The sequence below is a fragment of the Aeromonas sp. R7-2 genome (assembly GCF_040908105.1).
Lineage (GTDB): Bacteria > Pseudomonadota > Gammaproteobacteria > Enterobacterales > Aeromonadaceae > Aeromonas > Aeromonas caviae.
Genome location: NZ_JBFODC010000023.1, coordinates 63,735 through 83,010, shown reverse-complemented (window position 1 = coordinate 83,010; position 19,276 = coordinate 63,735). Strand labels below are relative to the sequence as shown.

Annotated in this window: 19 protein-coding genes; 12 read left to right on the top strand and 7 right to left on the bottom strand. The window is 64.4% G+C overall.

The genetic code is table 11. The features are described from left to right. Positions 1–235: hypothetical protein (locus AB5Y47_RS09555; protein WP_368220191.1), on the top strand; the 235-nt coding region annotated here is incomplete at its 5' end. A gap of 230 nt (positions 236–465) precedes the next feature. On the opposite strand, the gene AB5Y47_RS09550 is transcribed toward AB5Y47_RS09555, so the two are convergent. Next, positions 466–1,512, bottom strand: coding sequence for a nitronate monooxygenase (locus AB5Y47_RS09550; RefSeq protein ID WP_319892295.1), 1,047 nt, complete (start codon positions 1,510–1,512; stop codon positions 466–468). A gap of 203 nt (positions 1,513–1,715) precedes the next feature. After that, the gene (locus tag AB5Y47_RS09545; RefSeq protein ID WP_368220190.1) at positions 1,716–2,357 is read right to left on the bottom strand and encodes a ribonuclease; all 642 of its coding nucleotides are present in this window, start codon (positions 2,355–2,357) and stop codon (positions 1,716–1,718) included. 221 nt (positions 2,358–2,578) lie between these two features. Between AB5Y47_RS09545 and AB5Y47_RS09540 the strand changes: the two genes are divergently transcribed. From AB5Y47_RS09540 to AB5Y47_RS09530, 3 genes are all read left to right on the top strand, one after another. Next, the gene (locus tag AB5Y47_RS09540; protein ID WP_010672952.1) at positions 2,579–3,139 is read left to right on the top strand and encodes a carbonate dehydratase; all 561 of its coding nucleotides are present in this window, start codon (positions 2,579–2,581) and stop codon (positions 3,137–3,139) included. Between the two features lie 146 nt (positions 3,140–3,285). Then, a complete protein-coding gene (locus AB5Y47_RS09535; RefSeq protein WP_042877801.1) occupies positions 3,286–3,579 on the top strand; it encodes a hypothetical protein in 294 nt (97 codons plus the stop codon). 1 nt (position 3,580) lies between these two features. Further along, entirely contained in the window at positions 3,581–3,991 is a 411-nt protein-coding gene (locus AB5Y47_RS09530) for a DUF6515 family protein (RefSeq protein WP_010672950.1), read from the top strand. Positions 3,992–4,080: 89 nt separating this feature from the next. Here AB5Y47_RS09530 and AB5Y47_RS09525 read toward each other — a convergent pair whose 3' ends face one another. Together AB5Y47_RS09525 and AB5Y47_RS09520 are read right to left on the bottom strand one after the other, a co-directional pair. Then, positions 4,081–5,400, bottom strand: coding sequence for an ATP-binding protein (locus AB5Y47_RS09525; RefSeq protein ID WP_368220189.1), 1,320 nt, complete (start codon positions 5,398–5,400; stop codon positions 4,081–4,083). A gap of 14 nt (positions 5,401–5,414) precedes the next feature. Next, the gene (locus tag AB5Y47_RS09520) at positions 5,415–6,095 is read right to left on the bottom strand and encodes a response regulator transcription factor (protein ID WP_010672948.1); all 681 of its coding nucleotides are present in this window, start codon (positions 6,093–6,095) and stop codon (positions 5,415–5,417) included. Positions 6,096–6,243: 148 nt separating this feature from the next. Here AB5Y47_RS09520 and AB5Y47_RS09515 point away from each other — a divergent pair, with 148 nt between their 5' ends. Next, positions 6,244–7,404, top strand: a complete 1,161-nt coding sequence (locus AB5Y47_RS09515) for an efflux RND transporter periplasmic adaptor subunit (protein WP_045523451.1) — start codon at positions 6,244–6,246, stop codon at positions 7,402–7,404. Between the two features lie 2 nt (positions 7,405–7,406). Continuing rightward, positions 7,407–9,356: a MacB family efflux pump subunit gene (locus tag AB5Y47_RS09510; protein WP_368220188.1), complete on the top strand. Its 1,950-nt coding sequence runs from the start codon at positions 7,407–7,409 to the stop codon at positions 9,354–9,356. 224 nt (positions 9,357–9,580) lie between these two features. Here the strand turns inward: AB5Y47_RS09510 and AB5Y47_RS09505 are convergent, their stop codons facing one another. Both AB5Y47_RS09505 and AB5Y47_RS09500 read right to left on the bottom strand, forming a co-directional pair. After that, complete coding sequence (locus AB5Y47_RS09505) at positions 9,581–11,476, bottom strand: PhoX family phosphatase (protein WP_368220187.1); 1,896 nt, start codon at positions 11,474–11,476, stop codon at positions 9,581–9,583. A gap of 324 nt (positions 11,477–11,800) precedes the next feature. Then, positions 11,801–12,709 carry an S-adenosyl-l-methionine hydroxide adenosyltransferase family protein gene (locus tag AB5Y47_RS09500; RefSeq protein ID WP_042015034.1) on the bottom strand — a complete coding sequence of 303 codons (909 nt, stop codon included), beginning with the start codon at positions 12,707–12,709 and terminating at the stop codon, positions 11,801–11,803. Positions 12,710–12,859: 150 nt separating this feature from the next. Between AB5Y47_RS09500 and AB5Y47_RS09495 the strand changes: the two genes are divergently transcribed. Further along, the gene (locus tag AB5Y47_RS09495; RefSeq protein ID WP_010672943.1) at positions 12,860–13,321 is read left to right on the top strand and encodes a hypothetical protein; all 462 of its coding nucleotides are present in this window, start codon (positions 12,860–12,862) and stop codon (positions 13,319–13,321) included. A 7-nt stretch (positions 13,322–13,328) separates the two neighbouring features. Here AB5Y47_RS09495 and AB5Y47_RS09490 read toward each other — a convergent pair whose 3' ends face one another. Then, on the bottom strand, positions 13,329–14,555 hold the full coding sequence (locus AB5Y47_RS09490) for an MFS transporter (protein ID WP_368220186.1): 1,227 nt from the start codon (positions 14,553–14,555) through the stop codon (positions 13,329–13,331). Positions 14,556–14,788: 233 nt separating this feature from the next. Between AB5Y47_RS09490 and AB5Y47_RS09485 the strand changes: the two genes are divergently transcribed. From AB5Y47_RS09485 to AB5Y47_RS09465, 5 genes are all read left to right on the top strand, one after another. After that, positions 14,789–15,697 carry a LysR family transcriptional regulator gene (locus AB5Y47_RS09485; protein ID WP_201889153.1) on the top strand — a complete coding sequence of 303 codons (909 nt, stop codon included), beginning with the start codon at positions 14,789–14,791 and terminating at the stop codon, positions 15,695–15,697. 89 nt (positions 15,698–15,786) lie between these two features. After that, positions 15,787–16,458, top strand: a complete 672-nt coding sequence (locus tag AB5Y47_RS09480; RefSeq protein ID WP_029313711.1) for a CsgG/HfaB family protein — start codon at positions 15,787–15,789, stop codon at positions 16,456–16,458. A gap of 11 nt (positions 16,459–16,469) precedes the next feature. After that, on the top strand, positions 16,470–16,829 hold the full coding sequence (locus tag AB5Y47_RS09475; protein WP_151028381.1) for a DUF4810 domain-containing protein: 360 nt from the start codon (positions 16,470–16,472) through the stop codon (positions 16,827–16,829). After that, positions 16,826–17,479 carry a DUF799 domain-containing protein gene (locus tag AB5Y47_RS09470; RefSeq protein WP_041214564.1) on the top strand — a complete coding sequence of 218 codons (654 nt, stop codon included), beginning with the start codon at positions 16,826–16,828 and terminating at the stop codon, positions 17,477–17,479. The genes AB5Y47_RS09475 and AB5Y47_RS09470 overlap by 4 nt, the downstream gene beginning before the upstream one ends. Before the next feature lie 219 nt (positions 17,480–17,698). Beyond that, a complete protein-coding gene (locus AB5Y47_RS09465; RefSeq protein WP_368220185.1) occupies positions 17,699–19,174 on the top strand; it encodes a GGDEF domain-containing protein in 1,476 nt (491 codons plus the stop codon). The last annotated feature ends 102 nt before the right edge of the window (positions 19,175–19,276 follow it).

Below are 19,276 nucleotides of genomic sequence, written 5' to 3'. Positions count from 1 at the left end.
GGTCACTTCATCAGACATTGAAAATCAAAAATTGTTTTTGATGCTCGATGCTGTGAGTGCCCACACAGATTGCTTGATTCAAATTGTTAAAGAGCAACGCAGCTTTTGGCTGCTGCGGGAGTGGCATTCTACTCAACCGCCGTCTCGAGTCAAGCCTTATTTTACGAGGCTTTTTCGAGGCACCGACAGGCTTGTTTGCGTTGCCGCTTGCCCTGTCGATGGAGGCGCATTATAGAGACATAGATCACATTGGCAAGCTCTCATCGCAATAAAATTGCAAAAAAATGCCAATTCTTAGTTATTCATATCAAAACACAGTTTTTATACAGACTTACCCACAGGGCAAACCCGGAAAGGGCTCATTCTGCACCCTATTACCTCCCGTTCCTCTCTGCCCGTCTCCTGTTCGAAGGGTTGCTGACCATATCAATCCATATATAAAGGAAGAGAATCGCAAAGTGACGCTCAGACCAGTCCTGCCTCAGCAACCCAGGCAGCGATCAGCTCGGCTGCCGCCATGGAGCGGCAACCCGATATATTCTGCCCGGCCCAGAGTGGCGAGAAACCGCTGTCACCCGCCTTTTCGGCTGCGGCACGCAACGGAGCCAATGCGCCGCTAGCATACGGGAAGTCTGGCGGCAGCACCGAAAGGGGGCCGAGTTCCCGCATCAAGCGGTTGACTATCCCCCGCGCCGGACGGCCGCTGAACAGATTGGTCAGTGCGGTGTGTTGGCCATGCCTCCCCTGCAGCGCCGCACGGTGCAGGGGCGAGGTCGTCGCCTCGTGGCAACAGAGGAACGCCGTTCCCATCTGGACTGCGCTCGCCCCCATAGCAAGGGCGGCTCTGATGCCCTTTCCATCCACGATGCCTCCTGCAGCGATGACAGGCAGATCCACTGCCGCCACTACCTGTGGCAGAAGGGTAAAGGAGCCCTGCTGCAAGCTGAGATCCTCACTCAGGAAGTGGCCGCGATGGCCACCCGCCTCCAGCCCCTGGGCGATGACGGCATCGGCTCCGTGGTCAGCAAGCCACTGTGCTTCTGCCACCGTGGTGGCGCTGGCAAACACTTTTGCGCCTGTGGCTTTTACCTGGGCAAGCAATTCAGGCTCGGGCAAGCCGAAGTGGAAGCTGACCACGGCAGGTTTGAACTCTGCAAGCAGGGCCGCATGCTCGTCATTGAAGGGGGCCCGAGCGGGAGCACGCGACTGCGCAGCGGCATCCACCCCGAACTCGGTGTAATAGGGTGACAGTACCTGGCGCCAGCGCTGCTCCGCAGCCGGTTCCGGCTCGTGCTGCCGATGGCAAAAGAAGTTGATGTTGTATGGGCCCGGCCCGCTGGCGGCGAGGCGGCTCAGCTCCTGGCGCAGCTCGGCACCACTCAGCATGGCGGCAGGCAGGGAGCCCAGTGCCCCCGCACTGGTCGCCGCCATCGCCAGGGCGCTGTTCTGCACGCCCGCCATGGGGGCCTGAATGACGGGATAGCGCATCCCCAGTTCGGCAAAGAGCGTCATATGATGGTTTCCTGTTTCTGATGGTCAGTCTGATTGTGCGCCAGAGGCGGGTTGAGTCGGCAGATCGCACCTGACGTGCTGACACGTCGTCTGGCCATATCGCCTGTCCAGTTCCCGGCCAGACATCCTGTCTTCGCTTTCATCCATCAGGCCCCTTGAGGTTCATTGCACATCGGGCCCGCGAAGGGCCCGAACGTGAGGTGTCAGCGCACGCTGCGCAGCAGGAAGTCCGGCTGACCACAGGAGCGTCGCTCCCGCTTCTGCATCTCGTCGGAGCAGGGGACGGCATCCGTTCCCTGCTTGTTGATGCAGATGTAGATCTCCCGCAGGAAGCGGCCCCCATCAGCGCAGGCCACCGTGATGTTATCGGGGGCCAGCCACTCGTTGGCGCTCGCCAGATCGGCCTTGAGCTGGAAGCTGTTTTTTCTCAGCGGCTCTTCCGGCGATTGATAGGCGGCCGGGATCTTCACCTTCTGGCGCAGATCGCTGGCCAATTGGTGAAATGCCTCCTGGCTCAGCCCGGAACAGGTGCCGTGCTTCTCCCATTCATGACGATAGAGGAAGCGGCTGGGGTAGAGCCCGGCAAACTGCTGCTCCATGTCCGCATCCAGCCGCTCGCGGGTGCAGCTGGCGGGGTAGCCGCGCTGATACTGGGGCCAGAGCCCATGCAGCACGAACCCCAGCTTGCGGGCGCACTGCTCCCGATCCCCTGGCTTGATGGCGGAATGCTCGGGCGACCAGGAGAGAGCCATGGCGTAATAGTCAAACTCCCCCGCATAGCCTTTGCCCTGGGCGGCGGAGATCCACAACAGCGACCCCACCAGCCATACCATGACCTGCTTCATCCCTCGTTCCCCCTCATCTCTTTGCACCCGGTGGCGCCCCATTTTACGCCCTCATGCTCCCATAACAGGGAGTCAAAGAACAATCGCTCGAAATGGCCTTACTCACTGTGGGTCAGACCAGTAAAAGGTTTCCCCTGCCGGATCAGAGGCGTAAGCTGGCTCTCCGGCGGGCCTTCATGACGCGCCACGTTTCCCCGATTTCATCAGCAACAGGACGTAACATGATCCGCAAGAATCCCTCAGGTCACCTGCCCGTTATCGACGAATCCGCCTATATCGACAAGACCGCCATCATCTGTGGCAAGGTGATCATCAAGGAGAACGTGTTTGTCGGCCCCTATGCCGTGATCCGCGCAGACGAAGTGGACGAGAGCGGTGACATGGAACCCATCGTCATCGGCGCCAACTCCAACATTCAGGATGGCGTCGTCATCCACTCCAAATCCGGCGCTGCCGTCACCATCGGCGAGTTCAGCTCCATCGCCCACCGCAGCATCGTCCACGGCCCCTGCGAAGTGGGTAACCGGGTCTTCATCGGCTTCAACAGCGTGCTGTTCAACTGCCACATCGGCGAAGGGTCCGTGGTGCGCCACAACTCCGTGGTCGATGGCTGCGATATTCCCCCCGGCTTCTATGTTCCCTCCACCACCCGCATCAACCAGCAGAGCGATCTGGCGCAGATCCCGCGCGTCACCGTGGACGCCACCGAGTTCTCCGAGGATGTGGCTCACACCAACATCGACCTGGTCAGGGGTTACAAGGCGCTCTCCAACGAGTTTTGATCCGGCGAGCGGTTCACGACACACAACGGGCGCCACGGCGCCCGTTGTCACAACTGTAAAGAGGGCGAAAAGAGGGTGTAAAGGTGGTTGAGCCGGGCGCACGCGTCGCGTTTGATGGGGGCGTTCCCATCAATGGAGTCATCATCATGTCACGCTATCCTGTCGCCCTTGCCCTGCTGCTGGGCACCACGCTCCTTCATGCCGGCGAGATGCCGCCCCCGATGGGCGCCCGCCAGGGAGGCCCCATGACACCGCCCCCCTCCGTGCTCTATCACGCCAGCAAGCAGGGTGCGGATCCCCAGGCCCTGGTCCAGGCGCTGTCCAAAAACATTGATGCCGCCAAGCCGGATACCCGCTACGAGGTCACGGTCAGCGTGCGCGAACTGCCGCCCCAGCCACTCAAACCCCAGCCCGCCGGTGCGCCGCTCAAGGGGCAGTGAGATGAGTCTGCACCGCCCTTCACTCTGGCTGCTTGCCATGGCCATCGCCCTGCCCGCCATGGCGGGTCCGGGGAACATGGGCAGACCGGGCGGATGGGAGAGCCCTGCCCCGCAGTACGGCCATGGGGCTGGCCCCGGCTTCGGCCACCGCGTCGACAGGCTGCCGGGAGGGGTGGAAACCCTGCTGCTGGCCGGGCTCACCTACTATGTGCTCGACGGCATCTTCTACCGTCGGCAGGAGAACCACTATGTGGTGGTCTCCCCACCTCCTCAGGTCCTGGTGGTGGCAGAGACAGGGCTCATCCCCCTGGATCTGGATGGCCGCCGCTATTACGTCAGGGAGGGTCACTACTACCTGCGAGAAATAGACGGGCGCTACACCGAGGTGCCGCCGCCCGCGGCGCTGCGCTGAATCGCACGGTGGAACAGATACGAGCAGGGGGCCTTGGCCCCCTCTTTCATTACCGGGGTTTTACCCCACTCGGGTCTGAGCCGCGTACCTCAAGACGGGTCATGCAGGGGCAGCGTCATGGTCACTCTCAGCCCCCCCTGTGCGCGATTGCGCGCCTGGATGGTACCGCCCTGTAGAATCACCGCCTTGCGGGCGATGGCGAGCCCGAGCCCGTAGCCCTTGCCCATGCGGGGTGAGCCGATGCGCACGAAGGGGTCGAAGATCCCCGCCAGCTTCCCCTCCTCCACCCCGGGCCCCCGATCGGCGATGGAGAGCTGCACCTCCTGGCCCAGGCGCAGCAAGCGAACATTCACCATCTGGCCCGACTGCGAGAAACGCAGGGCGTTGCGCACCACGTTATCCACGGCGCGGCGCACCAGCTCGGCATGCCCCAGCAGGAGACAACCCTCCCCCAGCGCCGCCTCGAGCGCTATCTCGACTCCGGATTGCTGGGCTTCGAACCTGGCATCCTGGACAACCGTCTCCACCAGCGCCAGCAGGTCGTAGTGGCTCTGCTCAAGCCCGTGGCCCTGCTCGGCACGGGAGAGGGTCAGCAGCTCCCCTATCATCCTGTCCATCCGCTCCGTCTCGAGCCGGATCCGCGCCAGGGCGTCGCTCGCCTTCTCTGGGCGCTGCTCCGCCAGGCCGATGGCCATCTGGATGCGGGCCAGGGGGGATCGCAGCTCGTGGGAGACGTCGTGAAGCAGTTGCTCGCGCCCCTCGACCAGTTGCTGCAACCGCTCCACCATGAGATCGAACTCCTTCGCCACCTCCGTGAGCTCGTCCCGGCGCCAGCGCAGAGCGGGCCAGAGTCTGACCCCCAGATCCCCTCTGGCTACCCGATCGAAGCTGCGCCGCAGGGCGTTCATGGGCCGGGTCAGGTGCCAGGCGAACAGAATGCTGAACAAGAGTCCCCCCAGGCCGCCAATCCAGAGCATGGGCGGAGGAATGTTGAGCCAGGAGAGGGGGCCGGGAGCCGGCCCGCCGGGGAGGACGCGCGGGTCCACTCTGGTCTGCAGCAGATAGGTCTGCCCGTCGCTGGCAATCACGGTGCGTGTCAGCACGCTGCCCGGGCCAGGTTCCCCGGAGGCTGTCAACCTGGATGCCCGGGGCGCTGGCCGGGGAGGCGCATCGGAGACATCGAGGAGTGTTATCTGCAGCAACGGCGGCGACATGGCCTGGCTCAATGCCGTCGCAGCCTCGATTCCCCCCTTTGCCAGCACGGCTGCCGCCATCTCCAGATGCTGGCTCGCCAACTGCTGGGCCAGGTGCTCTTCCGGGGGAGCACGCTCGGCACGAAAACCGAGCCAGAGCAGTTGGCTGACCAGCACGATGGCCAGCCAGAACCCCAGCAGAATCTTCCAGAACAAACGTCCCTTGAGGATCACCGTATCTTGTACCCTATGCTGCGCACCGTCTCTATGGTGACGGCCTCCCCCGCTTTTTGCTGCAGTTTCTGCCTCAGGTTGCAGATGTGCACATCGACGCTGCGATCATAGGCCTCCCTCGGGCGCCCTACCCCTTGCAGGGAGAGGGTGTCCTTGGTGACCACCTGCTCCGGAGCTCGCACCAGCAACACCAGCATGTTGAACTCGGTGGCGGTCAGCTCCAGCGGCTCCCCCTGCCAGAGACAGACCCGGTTAGCCGGGGTGACCGTCAGATCCCCCAGGATGAGGGCATCCGGCGAGGGGGTTGCGCTCCCCCCCTCATTGACCCGCCGCAGAACGGCCCGCAGCCGGGCCACCAGCTCCCTGGGGTAGCAGGGTTTGGGCACATAGTCATCGGCCCCCATCTCCAGTCCCACCACTCGATCCACGTTGTCCCCCTTGGCGGTCAGCATGATGATCGGCAGGCGGCTGCGCTGGCGCACCTGGCGCAGCACCTCGGTGCCGCTCAAGTCGGGCAGCATCACATCCAGCAGCAGGGCGCTGTAACGGCCGGAGAGGGCATGGTGAACACCTTCCCCTCCGGTCAGCACCTGGGTGGTATCAAACCCCTCTCCCCCCAGGTATTCACTCAACATGGCGCCCAGTTCGGCATCGTCATCCACCAGCAGGATCTTCATATGCGGTCTCCCTTGTCGGCGGCCATTTTCGCCGCTTGCCACGCACTTGGCAGCCATTTTTACGAAACCCTTACGCTTGGCGCAAAGAGCCTTAACCCGGCTCTGGGGTAGAGTGCCGCCGTGATCGTCATTCAGGATACAGGTTGTCATGCCCACGTTCTCCCCTCGTCTCTTCTGGCTGCTGCCCCTGTGCGCCCTCGCCCTGTTGCTGGCCTGGCGCCCCCAGGCCAAGGCACCCGCCAGCGACTACATCACCGCCAGCGCAAAGACCCGGGATCTGGAGCAGCTCATCATGGCGGACGGCACCCTGAAGGCGCGCAAGCAGGTGAGCGTGGGCGCCCAGGTGTCGGGCCAGATCAAGAAACTGCACGTGACTCTGGGGCAGGAGGTCAAACAGGGGGAGCTGCTGGTCGAGATAGACGATCTGCCCCAGCAGAACGCCCTCAAGGATGCCCTGGCCCAGCGCGACAACCTCCAGGCCCAGCTGGATTCCAAAGAGGCCACCCTTCGCAATGCTCGCCTCGCATACCAGCGCCAGCAGCAGATCGTCGCAAGAGGCCTTGGCAGCACGGCCGACCATGACAGCGCCAAGGCGACCCTGGACGAGACCCTGGCCGATATCCGGGCCCTCAACGCCCAGCGGGTGCAGGCCGAGATCGCGGTGGACACAGCCCGGGTCAACCTGGGGTATACCCGGATCCTGGCCCCCCTCTCCGGTACCGTGGTGGCCATGCCGGTGGAGGAGGGGCAGACCCTCAACGCCAGCCAGAGCACCCCTACCCTGCTCAAGATTGCCCAGCTCGACACCATGACGGTGGAGGCCAGGATCTCCGAGGCCGACGTCATCAACGTCCGGGTCGGCATGCCGGTCTATTTCACCATTCTTGGCAACAGCCAGCGCCGCTTCGAGGGATCCCTGCGGGCCATCGAGCCCGCCCCCGACACCATCAATGACGACGACACCACCACCAGCAGCAGCGACAGCAGCGCCATCTATTATCACGGCCTGTTCGAGGTGCCCAACCAGGACGGTCAGCTCAGGATCAGCATGACGGCCCAGGTCTATCTGGTGGTCGCCCGGCTCAAAGATGCGCTGGTGATCCCGGCCATCGCCCTGCAGGGGGATCAGGTCAGGGTGATCGACGACGGAGGCCGGATCAGCCTGCGCCGGGTCAAGGTCGGCCTGAACAACAAGGTGGATGCCCAGATCCTGTCGGGCCTGAGCGCCGGTGAGCGGGTCATCGTCAGCGAAGTGAGCGCAGGCCAGAGCAACGCCGCCGGGGGCATGCCGCCCCCCATGGGGATGTGACCATGGGCGCCTTGTTGCAACTGCGGGGCATCCGCCGCCACTTCAAAGAGGGTGAGCGCACCGTCACCGTGCTCGATGGCATCGATCTGGCGATCGCCCGTGGAGAGATGGTGGCCATCGTCGGCGCTTCGGGCTCCGGCAAATCCACCCTGATGAACCTTCTGGGCTGCCTGGATCAGCCGAGCGAGGGGGCCTATCTGGTGGCCGGGCGCGACACTGCCACCCTCAGCCGGGACGAGCTCGCCGCCCTGCGCCGGGAGCACTTCGGCTTCATTTTCCAGCGTTATCACTTGCTGGCGGATCTCGATGCCCGCACCAATGTGGAAGTGCCCGCCCTCTACGCCGGTCTGGATCCGGCCGAGCGACGCCAGCGGGCCGAGGCCCTGCTGACCCGCTTCGGCCTCGCCAGCCGGCTCGAACACAAGCCAAGCCAGCTCTCCGGCGGCCAGCAGCAGCGGGTCAGCATCGCCCGGGCCCTCATCAACGGCGGCGAGGTGATCCTGGCCGACGAGCCGACCGGGGCCCTCGACAGCCAGAGCGGCGCCGAGGTGATGGCGAGCCTTCAAGCTCTGCATCGCCAGGGCCACACCCTGGTGATCGTCACCCACGACATGGACATCGCCCGCCACGCAGAGCGGATCATCGAACTGAAAGATGGCCGGGTGATCGCCGATCGCCGCACGCGCGAGCCACAGGCCCTTCCCCAGGCGACCCAGGCCGCCACCAAGACGTCCGCCAGGGGGAAGACCCCGCTGATGGCGGGGCTCGGGAATGCCCTGCAGATGGCCCTCAAGGCCATGGTTGCCCAGCGTCTGCGCACCTTTCTCACCATGCTCGGCATCATCATAGGTATCGCCTCGGTGGTGACCGTGGTGGCCCTCGGGCAGGGCTCCCGGGAGCGAGTGCTGGAGAACATCAACGCCATGGGCACCAGCACCCTGGAGGTGTTCCCCGGCCGCGGCTTCGGGGACATGCGCTCCGCTACCATACAGACGTTGCGGATCGGGGACGCCGAGGCCATCGCCCGGCTGGACTACGTGCACAGCGTCACCCCCAGCCTCAGCACCAGCGCCACCCTGCGCCTTGGCAGCACCGCCGTCTCCGGCACCATCAACGGCGTCGGCGCCCAGTTCTTCCAGGTCAGGGGCTATCGCCTGGCCCAGGGCATGGGCTTTGATCGCCAGAGCGAGGAGAGCCTGGCCCAGGAGGTGGTGATCGACGAGCACACCCGGGACAAGCTGTTCGCCCCGACCCAGTCCCCCCTGGGCCAGGTGATCCTGCTGGGGGATCTGCCCTGCCGGGTGATCGGGGTCGCCATCAAGAACCAGAGCGGCTTTGGCAGCGACGAGACCCTCAACGTCTGGATCCCTCATACCACCGCCATGAGCCGCCTGCTGGGGCAGAGCCATCTGCGCAGCATCAGCGTGCGGGTACGGGACGAGGTGAGCCTGGACGCCGCCCAGGATGGCATCAGCCGCCTGCTCACCCTGCGCCACGGCAGCCAGGACTTCTTCCTGCTCAACACCGACAGCATCCGCCAGACCATCAGCCAGACCAGCGCCACCCTGACCACGCTGATCGCCCTCATCGCCCTCATTTCCCTGATCGTCGGGGGCATAGGGGTGATGAACATCATGCTGGTCTCGGTCACCGAGCGCACCCGGGAGATAGGGGTGCGGATGGCGGTCGGCGCCCGGACCCGGGACATCCAGCAGCAGTTCCTCATTGAAGCCGTGCTGATCTGCCTGCTGGGGGGCGTGCTCGGCATCGTCCTCTCCCTGCTGCTGGGCCAACTGTTCGACCACTTCAGCAGCAGCGTCCGGATGAGCTACTCCCTTGCCGCCATGGGGGTGGCCTGCCTTTGCGCCAGCCTGATCGGGGTAATATTCGGCTTCGCCCCGGCCCGCCGGGCCGCCAGGCTGGATCCCATCCACGCACTGGAGCGCGAATAGCCCGCATTGACGCCGGGGTGACGCCACTCACCCCGACACCGGATCGGGGGCCGATGCCCGGCCCCGCCACCAAGCCTGAACGCCCGCACTTCTTCCCTGAATGCGCGGGTTCTTTGACCGGGTCCCGTACCCGGTCTTTTTTTGTCTCCCGCCCGCCACACCCACAAAAAAAGCCGCCCGAAGGCGGCTTTTGTCATCACGGGCCAGTCGGTTACCCCGGGCCATCAGGCGCCGATGATGCCGCCATCGTCCCGGGTGATCCGCAACACAGCGGAGCGGGGAATGGCGGTGCCGCCGTCCGGGAAATGGGAGGGCGCCCCCTCCTCACCCGGGTGCTGCACCCCGACGAACAGAGTGCGCCAGTCAGGCGTGAAAGTGAGGCCCGTTATTTCGCAGGCCACAGGGCCGGTCAGGAAGCGGCGCACCTCGCCGCTCGCGGGATCGGCGCACAGCATCTGGTTGTTGCCCATGCCGGCAAACTGCTTCTCGTTGGAGTAGTCGCCGTCGGTCTGGATCCAGAGCCGCCCCGCCTCGTCGAAGCCGATGCCGTCCGGGCTGTTGAACATGTTGTCCGGATGGATGTTGGCACTGCCCGCCATCAGCCCCTCCTTGTGCACGCCAGGGTTGCCCGCCAGCAGGAAGAGATCCCACTCGAAGCTGTCGCTCCCGTGAGCGTCCCCCATCGGGCGCCAGCGGATGATCTGGCCATAGGGGTTCTCGGCCCTGGGGTTGGCGCCATCGAGAGGTTGGTTCTCCTTGAGGCCGCGGTTCTTGTTGTTGGTCAGGGTGCAGTAGACCTCGGCTCTGTGGGGATGCACGGCCACCCACTCGGGCCTGTCCATGGTGGTGGCGCCGAGCCGGGTCGCCGCCTCCCGGGCGAAGATGAGCACCTCCCCCTGATCGGCGAAGCCGTTCTCCCGGGTCAGACCGTGCTCGCCGTGCACCAGGGGCAGCCACTGGCCGGTGCCCTTGAGCTCCCCCTCCCTCGCCTCGAAGCGAGCCACATAGAGGGTGCCCTCATCCAGCAGATCCCGGTTCGCAGGATCGTTGCCCGGCGCCACCTTGTTCTTCGAGACGAAGCGGTAGATGTGCTCCCCCCGCTCGTCGTCGCCGAGGTAGACCACGGCGCGGCCATCCTGGTTGATGGTGAAGGCCGCATTCTCATGCTTGAAGCGGCCAAGGGCGGTACGCTTCTTCGGGGTGGAGGCGGGATCGCGGGGATCGATTTCCACCACCCAGCCGAAGCGGTGCGGCTCCTGGGGATGCTTCGCGAGATCGAAGCGCTCGTCGAACCTGTGCCAGCCAAAGCCCGCATCCTCGGCGGCCAGGCCGTAGCGGGCGGCGCGCTGGTCCAGCTCCGGCTTGCCCTCGCTGCCGAAGTAGCCGTTGAAGTTCTCCTCGCAGGTGAGGTAGGTGCCCCAGGGGGTCTGGCCATTGGCGCAGTTGTTGAAGGTGCCAAGGGCGGTGCGCCCCTCGGGATCGGCCTGGGTCTTGAGCAGGGCATGGCCCGCCGCCGGGCCGCTCAATGTCATGGGGGTCGTGGCGGTGATGCGGCGGTTGAGGGCCCCCTTGGGGTTGGCCTGCCACTTGCCATCGATGCGCACCAGCTCCACCAGGGAAACCCCGTGGGCCGCCTGAGCCTTGGCGACAGCCTCTGCACTGAGGGTCTTGCCACCATCTTCAAACAGGTATTCGTAGTTGGTGTATTCGTTGTTGACGGCGAGCAGGGCGCGATCCGGCCCCAGGGAGAAGAAGCTCATGCCGTCGTTGTTGTCGCCAAACTGGCGGGCCTGGGCCTTGGCATCATTGCCCTGGGCAAAGGCGGGGGCATCGGGGAAGAGGGCATCTCCCCAGGCGATCAGCACCTCGGCCTTGTAGCCGGGCGGCACCACTATGGTGTCGGCCACCGAGGCGGGCACGGCCTGGAAGCCAAGCAGCGGCCGGGTGGCGGCAGCCACGGCCTGGGCCACGGGGCTCGCGGCAAAGAAGGCCACCATGCTGGCGGCGCCCACCCCTTTGAGGAAGCCACGGCGGCTCAGGCCCGCCTCGATGAGGCGGTTGAATGCCGGCTCCTGCTCGCGGGGGTGGTTGGCACTGTCTTTCTCGTCAAAACGGCTCATCGGCTTTTCCTTGTTATCTCGGCGCAATCATTGCGTCATCACGGCGTCCGGCCACAGCATGGCAGCGCTTTATTAAACGAGGATGACAAATGATGAGATAACCGGCTGGCCCGGCAAGACGCCACCGCCAACGACAAGGGGCGGTGGACACCAGTCCCACCGCCCCAAGAGACACATCGCCGACAGAAGCTCTCCCCTCTATCTAGCCGCACGTCTTCAGACTGCTATGCCCGTTTGTACCGGATAGCGCCCGATGGCAACGTCTAGTTGCACTTCTTCAGACTGATATGCCCGTTTGTACCGGATAGCGCCCGATGGCAGCGTCTAGTTGCACTTCTTCAGGCTGATATGCCAGTTGGCGCCGGATTGCACCTGATGTTTGGCGGCGAAGCTGTCCATGTTCAGCGCCACCGACACCTGCAACAGGCTGTTGAGGTAGACCAGGGGCTGGCCCTCCGGCACATCGCCAAAGCTGCTGACGTAGGGGGCCTTGCCCTCGTATTTCAGCGCATCCCCTTCGCTGATCCTGATGCAGGCGTTGTCCCCCTTGTGGATACCCGCCTTGGTCAGCAGGCTGTCGTCGATATTGGTCCAGACGTTGCCGTACTGCACGTCCAGGATCGGAATGGTGCCCTTCAGGGTACCGTCTTGCTCGGCCACCGCGGGCTGATAGGGGATGGTCACCACCTCGGCGGGCAGCAGGGGCCCCACCTGCTCGAAGCTGATGGCACCGGAGGCGAGGCGCGCGCCGGTGTAGGCGTAGACGTCGCGGCCGTGGAAGGTGTAGGACTTCTCGGAGCCCTTGAGGCGGTTGGTTTTCTCGTCGATCTGGCGCACCGCCTCGATGCCGAAGTGCTCCGCCACCAGGGTCAGGGTGCCGTTGTCCGGGCTGACGATGTAGTGGCCGCTCCTGGTCTTCAGTACCACCGACTTGCGTTCGGTGCCGACACCGGGGTCCACCACGCTGACGAAGACGGTGCCCGCGGGCCAGTATTGCAGGGTCTGATAGAGGCGGTAGGAGGCTTCCCAGATGTTGTAGGCCGGGATCTCGTGGGTCAGGTCATGGAGCGGCAGGGTGCGGTCCACCCCGAAGGCGACCCCCTTCATGGCCGAGACGGCGCCATCCTTGAGACCGAAGTCGGTCTGGAACACCAGGGCCTCGTTGGCAAGGGCACTCGCCCCCACCAGAGAGAGAGCGAGTACGAGGGCGCGGGGGACGATACGAATATCCATGTCAGGGCTCCTTTAAAGACGTTTGGACGTCCAGATTGCCACTCATGGCGATCTTTGCAACCCCTGATGCCCGAATGGGGGGCGAAATGACTCGCCAATCCGCCCCGTGCGGGTGTATCCATGGGGCATCCAACGCCGGGAGCACACCAGATGACCAGAGAGCATCACGACACCATTTTGCTGAGCCTGGGCAATACCCGAAGCCAGGTCGCGCTCACCGCGGCCGATGGCACCAGCCAGACATTTGCATTGACACTGGGGCTCGATGCTCTGACCCCGGGACCCTTTCGCCGGGATCCGCCGACGCCCCTGGAGCTTGAGCAGGCCATCATGGTGGTGGAGGATGTGCTGATGCCCCTCGCGGCACGGATCCCGCCCCACCCCGTGCTGCACCTGCAAAGCCCGGAGCCCCTGGCCGAGGTGCTCGGCAACCGGGTGCAGAGCCGGGAGAACATAGAGCGGTTGTTCGGCCAGCTTGCCGCCATGGTGGAGGGGGATCCCCTGGCCTCGGCCCAGTTGCCGAGGGAGAGGCGCATCGCCGCCGCCCTGCTGATCCTGCGGGAGTGGATGCACCACCTGGATGCCGGGAGCGTCGTCCTGGTCGATGGGTGATACCCTGTCACACAGCGGGCTCGAAGGGATGCCGTGACACCGCCCAGGCCAGCCCCAGGCTTGTCAGGGTGCAGCCGACGAAGAGCAGATCCAGCGCGACGCCAAGACCGGCCCCGTCGCTCACCCAGCCCAGCAACACGGGTACCCAGTTCGCCACATAGGCGATCACATAGAAGAGGGAGAGCAGCCGCGCGTGGCTGGCCGGGGGCGCGATGCGATTGATCAGGGTCGCACTGCCCACGAACACGGCCCCCTGGGCATAGCCCGCCACCAGCAGCCCGAGTCCCGCCAGCCAGCTGGGCAGGCCGTGAACGGCCCCGGCAAAGAGCAGCACGCACAGCGCCAGGGCCAACACGCCGCTTTGCAGGGTATGGCGGGCATCGAGGCGACGGGCCCAGAGCTGGCAAAGCCCGGAGAAGACCAGATAGGCCGCGACGAGGTAGCCGAACAGCCCCAGATCCGTCATGCCCAGTATCTCGCTCACCACCTTGGGACCCATGGCCAGCAAGCTGGCCGCCACCGCCCAGGCGGTGAAGAGTGCCAGGGCGCAAAGGAAGAACCCGGCCCCCGTGGCCCTGAGCCCCTCTCCCAGGGATCCGCCACCCTGCCCGCTCGGGGCGGCCTTCGTCGCCCTCACCCCTTTGGGCCAGCTCAACACCAGCCCCCCGATGGCGCAGGCCGCCATCCCCAGGATCAGCAGAAACGGCAGCGTGGTCGGGTAGAGATCCTGCTGCAGCGCCAGCCCGCTGAACACGGGGCCAAGGGCCAGCCCGGCGGTGAAAGACAATGTGGCGCTAAGCGCCGCCCGCTTGCCCCCATCCCTGGGGCCAAAACGCAGCAGCGCCACATTGGCGGCACCGGTCAGGCTGCCCGTGCCAATCCCGGCCAGCAGCCGCGCCAGCAAAAGGGTCCAGAAGCTGTCGGCCAGGGAGAAGAGCAGGGCCCCGCCCCCGACCGCCACCAGGGCAGGCAGGATCAGGGTGCGCAGATCCGCCACTCGTCCTGCCAGGTTGCCCACCCCGAACAAGGCGATGAGCACGCCCCCCGCATAGCCGCCATAGATGAGGCTGAGGCCGAGATCGCTCAGAGCCAGCGCCGCCTGGTAATGGGGATAGAGCGGGGTAGGCACGCTGCTGTTGAGCAGGGCCGACATCAGGGCGAGGGAGAGAAACCAGCGCAGACGAGGATGGACAACCTGACCTGGCTCGCAAGCCGGGACGCTTGAGACAGACATGGACACTCCAGTGGCAGACAAATGAAACCGCAATCGGGAGCGACATCATAGCGATCCCGCCCACCCCGGACTGCGGCAGTTCTGCATCACGCCGACTCAATCCTGCATCACGTCGGGGTGGCGCGCGCCCTTGGCCGGGGCACCGGACCCGGTCTATCCCCTTGTGCTGCCATCCCCGCTGGCATCTAATATTGCGGCGCCAATCGGGCGTTCTGCTTGAGTGAGGAGCAAGCATGATCAATTGGGACGATGCCCGCTTCTTCCTGGCCCTGGCACGGCGAGGCAGCCTGCGGCAGGCCGGACTCGAGCTCGGGGTGGATCAGGCCACCGTTGGGCGGCGGATCACCCTGCTCGAGCAGCAGCTGGGGGCCAAGCTGTTTATCCGCACCCCCAGACACTATCGCCCCAGCCCCCTGGGGGAAGCGCTGCTGCCCCAGGCTGAGGCCATGGCGCAGGCGGCCCTGGCCATGATGCGCACCGCGAGCCTGGGGGAGCTGGAAGGGGAGCTTTGCATCGCCACCACGGATACCCTGGCCCAGGGCTTCGTGCTGCCCGCGTTCACCCTGCTGCGCCAGCGCCACCCCGGTATCCGCCTCAAGTTGCTGACCGCCGTCAGCGTGAGCGACATCCCCAATCAGGAGGCGGATCTCGCCATTCGCAGCGTGCGTCCCGAGCAGGGAGATCTCGTGGTCAAACGGCTCGCCACCATCAAGATGGGGCTCTACGCCTCTCCCGACTACCTGGCCAGACGGGGCACGCCCCGTTCGGGTCAGGCACTGCAAGAGCACGACCTGCTGCTCTTTCCCAAAGAGCTGGTGGCCCGTCACTGGCTGAGTCTGTGCGGCGAACCGCTCCACGAACCCAACGTGGTCCTGCAGAGCAATGCCCAGCTGGTGCTGATGGCCGCCGCCCGGCAGGGGCTTGGCATCGCCCTGCTCTCCACCTTCCTCGCCGAGGAGGATCCCGCCCTGGTGCGCCTGCTGCCTGACCAGCACGATCCCATCGACATCTGGATGGTGCTGCACCCGGATGTGCAGAAGACGGGCCGAATGCGCGCCCTGGTGGCAGCCCTGGAGGAGGTGTTCCAGCCCCTGCAACAGACCCAGCCCTCCGCCACCCCCTGTCAAACGCACAGGGATTGAGCGGGTATGCCCCCCATACGGGGCACTTTCTTCGCAACGAACCATGTTAGAGTCCGCCGCTGTTTTTTCCTTTGATAACGGGGCCTTACATGAAGAAGTTTGTTGTTTCATCCAGTGTCATCCTGATGGCGGGCTTGCTGACAGCCTGTGCGAGCGAGTCGTCGCGCACCCTGGAGGTACCCAAGGTTGCCTCCTATCAGAGCCACTATCAGGGCGCACGCAGCCCCATCGCCGTCGGCAAGTTCGACAACCGTTCCAGCTACATGCGTGGCATCTTCTCCGACGGCGTGGACCGGCTGGGCAACCAGGCGAAAACCGTGCTGATCACCCACCTGCAGCAGACCGGCCGCTTCAGCGTGCTGGATCGCGACAACATGGCGGAGATCCAGGCCGAAGCCGGGATCAAGCAACAGGCTCAGCAACTCAAGGGCGCCGACTACGTGGTCACCGGCGACGTCACCGAGTTTGGTCGCAAGGAAGTCGGTGATCATCAGCTGTTTGGCATCCTGGGTCGTGGCAAGTCACAGATCGCCTATGCCAAGGTCAACCTGAACATCGTCAACGTCACCACCTCGGAAGTGGTCTTCTCTTCCCAGGGTGCCGGGGAGTACGAACTCTCCAACCGCGAGATCGTCGGCTTCGGCGGCACCGCCAGCTACGACTCCACCCTGAACGGCAAGGTGCTGGATCTCGCCATCCGCGAGGCCGTCAACAATCTGGTGAACGGCATCGAGACCGGTGCCTGGCGCCCGGCCCAATGAGGAGAGACGAGATGACGCGGTTCCGTCCTTCCCTGCTGCTGGCCAGCGGCCTGCTGCTGAGCGCCTGCGCCCAGGGGCCGCAGACGCTCTACAACTGGGATCAATATCAGGGGGTGGTTTACCAGCACATGCAGGGTGACGACACCGGGGTCGAAGCGCAGATCGATGCGCTGGAGAAAAACCAGCAAGAAGCGAGCGCCAAGGGGCAGGCTGTGCCACCGGGCTTTCACGCTCACCTCGGCATGCTGTACGCCCAGCTCGGCAAGGATGCCCAGACTCGCGAGCAGTTCGAAACCGAGAAGCGCCTCTTCCCCGAATCGGCCCCCTTCATGAACTTCCTGATGTCCAACAAGAAGGGAGAGACCCAATGACCCTGCGCACCCTCCTTGCCCTCACGCTGGGCGCCCTCCTCCTGGGCGGCTGTGCACAGGGCCCCGGTTACGACTACAGCAACTTCAAGGAGAGCAGACCGACCTCCATTCTGGTGCTGCCGCCGGTGAATCACTCGCCGGACATCAAGGCGGGCCCCAGCCTGCAATCCCAGATCACCTATCCGCTCGCCGAGTCCGGCTATTACGTGCTGCCGGTAGCGGTCACCAACGAGACGTTCCGGCAGAACGGCGTGACCGAGCCCGCCGACATCCAGGCGCTGCCCATCAAGAAGCTCCACGAGATCTACGGAGCCGATACCGCCCTCTACCTCGACATCAAGGAGTACGGCACCAGCTATCTGGTCATCTCCAGCGAGACAGTGGTCACCGCCAGTGCCCGCCTGGTGGATCTGCGCACCGGCAAGCTGCTGTGGGAAGGCAGTGCCAGCGCCAGCAGTGCCGAGCAGCAGGGCAATTCGGGGGGCGGCCTCATCGGCATGCTGGTGGTGGCGGTGGTCAATCAGATTGCCAACACCCTGACCGACAAGGGCCATGAAATCGCCGGTATCACCAGCGTCAGGCTGCTCAGTGCCGACATGCCCAACGGCATCCTCCATGGCCCCCGCTCGCCGAAATACCAGGCTCGCTAAGGCGCCCGTCACAGTCCACACAAGAGGGCGCCATGCCCTCTTGTTTCAGTCGCCCCCCCTTTCCCCTGCCTGACATCGAATGACGCCTCATCGTCTATCTTTTTGATATTGTTGGCTCATTCTTGCGCATGCCGGGTGACGACCCACCAACTTCATCTGGTGATGCCCGGCAAAATCAGTTACAAGAATGGCCTCTGTCACCATGGACGAATTCACTGCATGGCTGGATCACTGTTGCGTATCATCCCCCGTCAATGGCTCTACCGGTTTGGCTGGCTATGTCTGGCTCTGACAGGGCTCGGGCTGGTAGCCAACTACACCTACTTCGTCATCAGGCACGACATGGCGCTCATTACCGCCAAGCAAGCCAACCTGTTCGAGGTGTTCTATCAGCGGGCCCGCATCCTGGCGCCAGAGAAACTGGCTGACTTCATCGACAACAGCAGCATCAAGATGCCCATCTTCAGCGAGAACGGGGATGCGGCGGCCTATGCCTATGGCTATGATCTCCCCACCCTGAAGCGCCTGGCGGTCATTCCCGTGCTGCCCCCGGCCAACCAGATGCTCCTCGCCTACCTGTACGTCATCTCCAACCCCGAGGTCCTCAACCTCTACGCCTTCTATGACGATCGCCGCCTGCTTGGCATGGTCGCCAACAAGGGGATGCTGCCGAGCCAGCTGCTCCCGGTCAACACCGACCTCAATGACATCGAGCCCTGGACCCACTATTTCGGTTGCGCCTCCTTCGCCTCCACCCATGTCCCCTGCAGCACGGATGAAGCCTGGGTATCCGAGATCTACACCGACACCTTCACCGGACTGAATACCATCACCCTCTACTTCCCCTTCGTCTATTACGAGCCCGCCATCAAGGACTACCGCTATGGACTCAAGGGCATCGACATCGCCGTCGACCGGGCGTTCAAGGATGTGCTGCACCCCTTCGAGAGCCTCAATCCGACCCGGACCGTCCTCTCCTTCGAAGAGGTCGAGCCCTGCCGCCCGTTCCACCTCTGCCTGAGCACGCCGCTGATGCGCACTCAGGCAGGCAATGATCTCTACCTCAAGTGGTCATACAGTTACGGCGATTTCATCCGGTCCGTGCTCTACGGGGCGGCCTTCAAGCTCTATCTCATCATCCTGCTGCTGATCATGCTGACGGGGCGCAGCCTGGTTACCCGTCTGCGCATCCTGGCCCAGACCGACCACCTGACCCGGCTGCCACGCCGTGACATCCTCAATCAGGCGCTGCTGCGGGAGCACGACTACCTGATGATCCTCGACATCGACAACTTCAAGTCCGTCAACGACACCCATGGTCACGGGGTGGGTGACCTGGCGCTCGTCGCCTTCGCCAATCACCTCAAGACCAATATCCGCAAGGGCGATGTCGCCATTCGCTGGGGCGGGGAAGAGTTCATCGTGCTGTTCAAGGGGATGGACGATGACAAAATGATGCATCACTCCGCCGCCCGCCTGCTGGAGCGGCCATTGCGCATCCCCGAGCTGCCCGCCCCCATCACCTTCTCCGCCGGAGTAACCCGCATTCGCGATTACCTGACGGTGGCCGAGGCGGTGCAACTGGCCGACGACCTGCTCTATCACGTCAAGCAGCACGGCAAGCGCAATATCGCCTATTACCAGGGGCAAACCATCCGCCTTGTCCGCGATCCGGGTGACAATTCGGCCCCCTGAGCGGCCCGGCTTCTGCCGCTCCCCTGCTATCTGTTACCATCCCGCCCACGCTGATTGTTTCCGTCCCGGCCACGGGGCGGGATAACCCCATACTGGTGCCCT

Coding starts and splice junctions, on each gene's coding strand:
- AB5Y47_RS09550 (WP_319892295.1), bottom strand. CDS start 1,512: ATGACGCTCTTTGCCGAACTGGGGATGCGCTATCCCGTCATTCAGGCC.
- AB5Y47_RS09545 (WP_368220190.1), bottom strand. CDS start 2,357: ATGAAGCAGGTCATGGTATGGCTGGTGGGGTCGCTGTTGTGGATCTCC.
- AB5Y47_RS09540 (WP_010672952.1), top strand. CDS start 2,579: ATGATCCGCAAGAATCCCTCAGGTCACCTGCCCGTTATCGACGAATCC.
- AB5Y47_RS09535 (WP_042877801.1), top strand. CDS start 3,286: ATGTCACGCTATCCTGTCGCCCTTGCCCTGCTGCTGGGCACCACGCTC.
- AB5Y47_RS09530 (WP_010672950.1), top strand. CDS start 3,581: ATGAGTCTGCACCGCCCTTCACTCTGGCTGCTTGCCATGGCCATCGCC.
- AB5Y47_RS09520 (WP_010672948.1), bottom strand. CDS start 6,095: ATGAAGATCCTGCTGGTGGATGACGATGCCGAACTGGGCGCCATGTTG.
- AB5Y47_RS09515 (WP_045523451.1), top strand. CDS start 6,244: ATGCCCACGTTCTCCCCTCGTCTCTTCTGGCTGCTGCCCCTGTGCGCC.
- AB5Y47_RS09510 (WP_368220188.1), top strand. CDS start 7,407: ATGGGCGCCTTGTTGCAACTGCGGGGCATCCGCCGCCACTTCAAAGAG.
- AB5Y47_RS09505 (WP_368220187.1), bottom strand. CDS start 11,476: ATGAGCCGTTTTGACGAGAAAGACAGTGCCAACCACCCCCGCGAGCAG.
- AB5Y47_RS09500 (WP_042015034.1), bottom strand. CDS start 12,709: ATGGATATTCGTATCGTCCCCCGCGCCCTCGTACTCGCTCTCTCTCTG.
- AB5Y47_RS09495 (WP_010672943.1), top strand. CDS start 12,860: ATGACCAGAGAGCATCACGACACCATTTTGCTGAGCCTGGGCAATACC.
- AB5Y47_RS09490 (WP_368220186.1), bottom strand. CDS start 14,555: ATGTCTGTCTCAAGCGTCCCGGCTTGCGAGCCAGGTCAGGTTGTCCAT.
- AB5Y47_RS09485 (WP_201889153.1), top strand. CDS start 14,789: ATGATCAATTGGGACGATGCCCGCTTCTTCCTGGCCCTGGCACGGCGA.
- AB5Y47_RS09480 (WP_029313711.1), top strand. CDS start 15,787: ATGAAGAAGTTTGTTGTTTCATCCAGTGTCATCCTGATGGCGGGCTTG.
- AB5Y47_RS09475 (WP_151028381.1), top strand. CDS start 16,470: ATGACGCGGTTCCGTCCTTCCCTGCTGCTGGCCAGCGGCCTGCTGCTG.
- AB5Y47_RS09470 (WP_041214564.1), top strand. CDS start 16,826: ATGACCCTGCGCACCCTCCTTGCCCTCACGCTGGGCGCCCTCCTCCTG.
- AB5Y47_RS09465 (WP_368220185.1), top strand. CDS start 17,699: ATGGCTGGATCACTGTTGCGTATCATCCCCCGTCAATGGCTCTACCGG.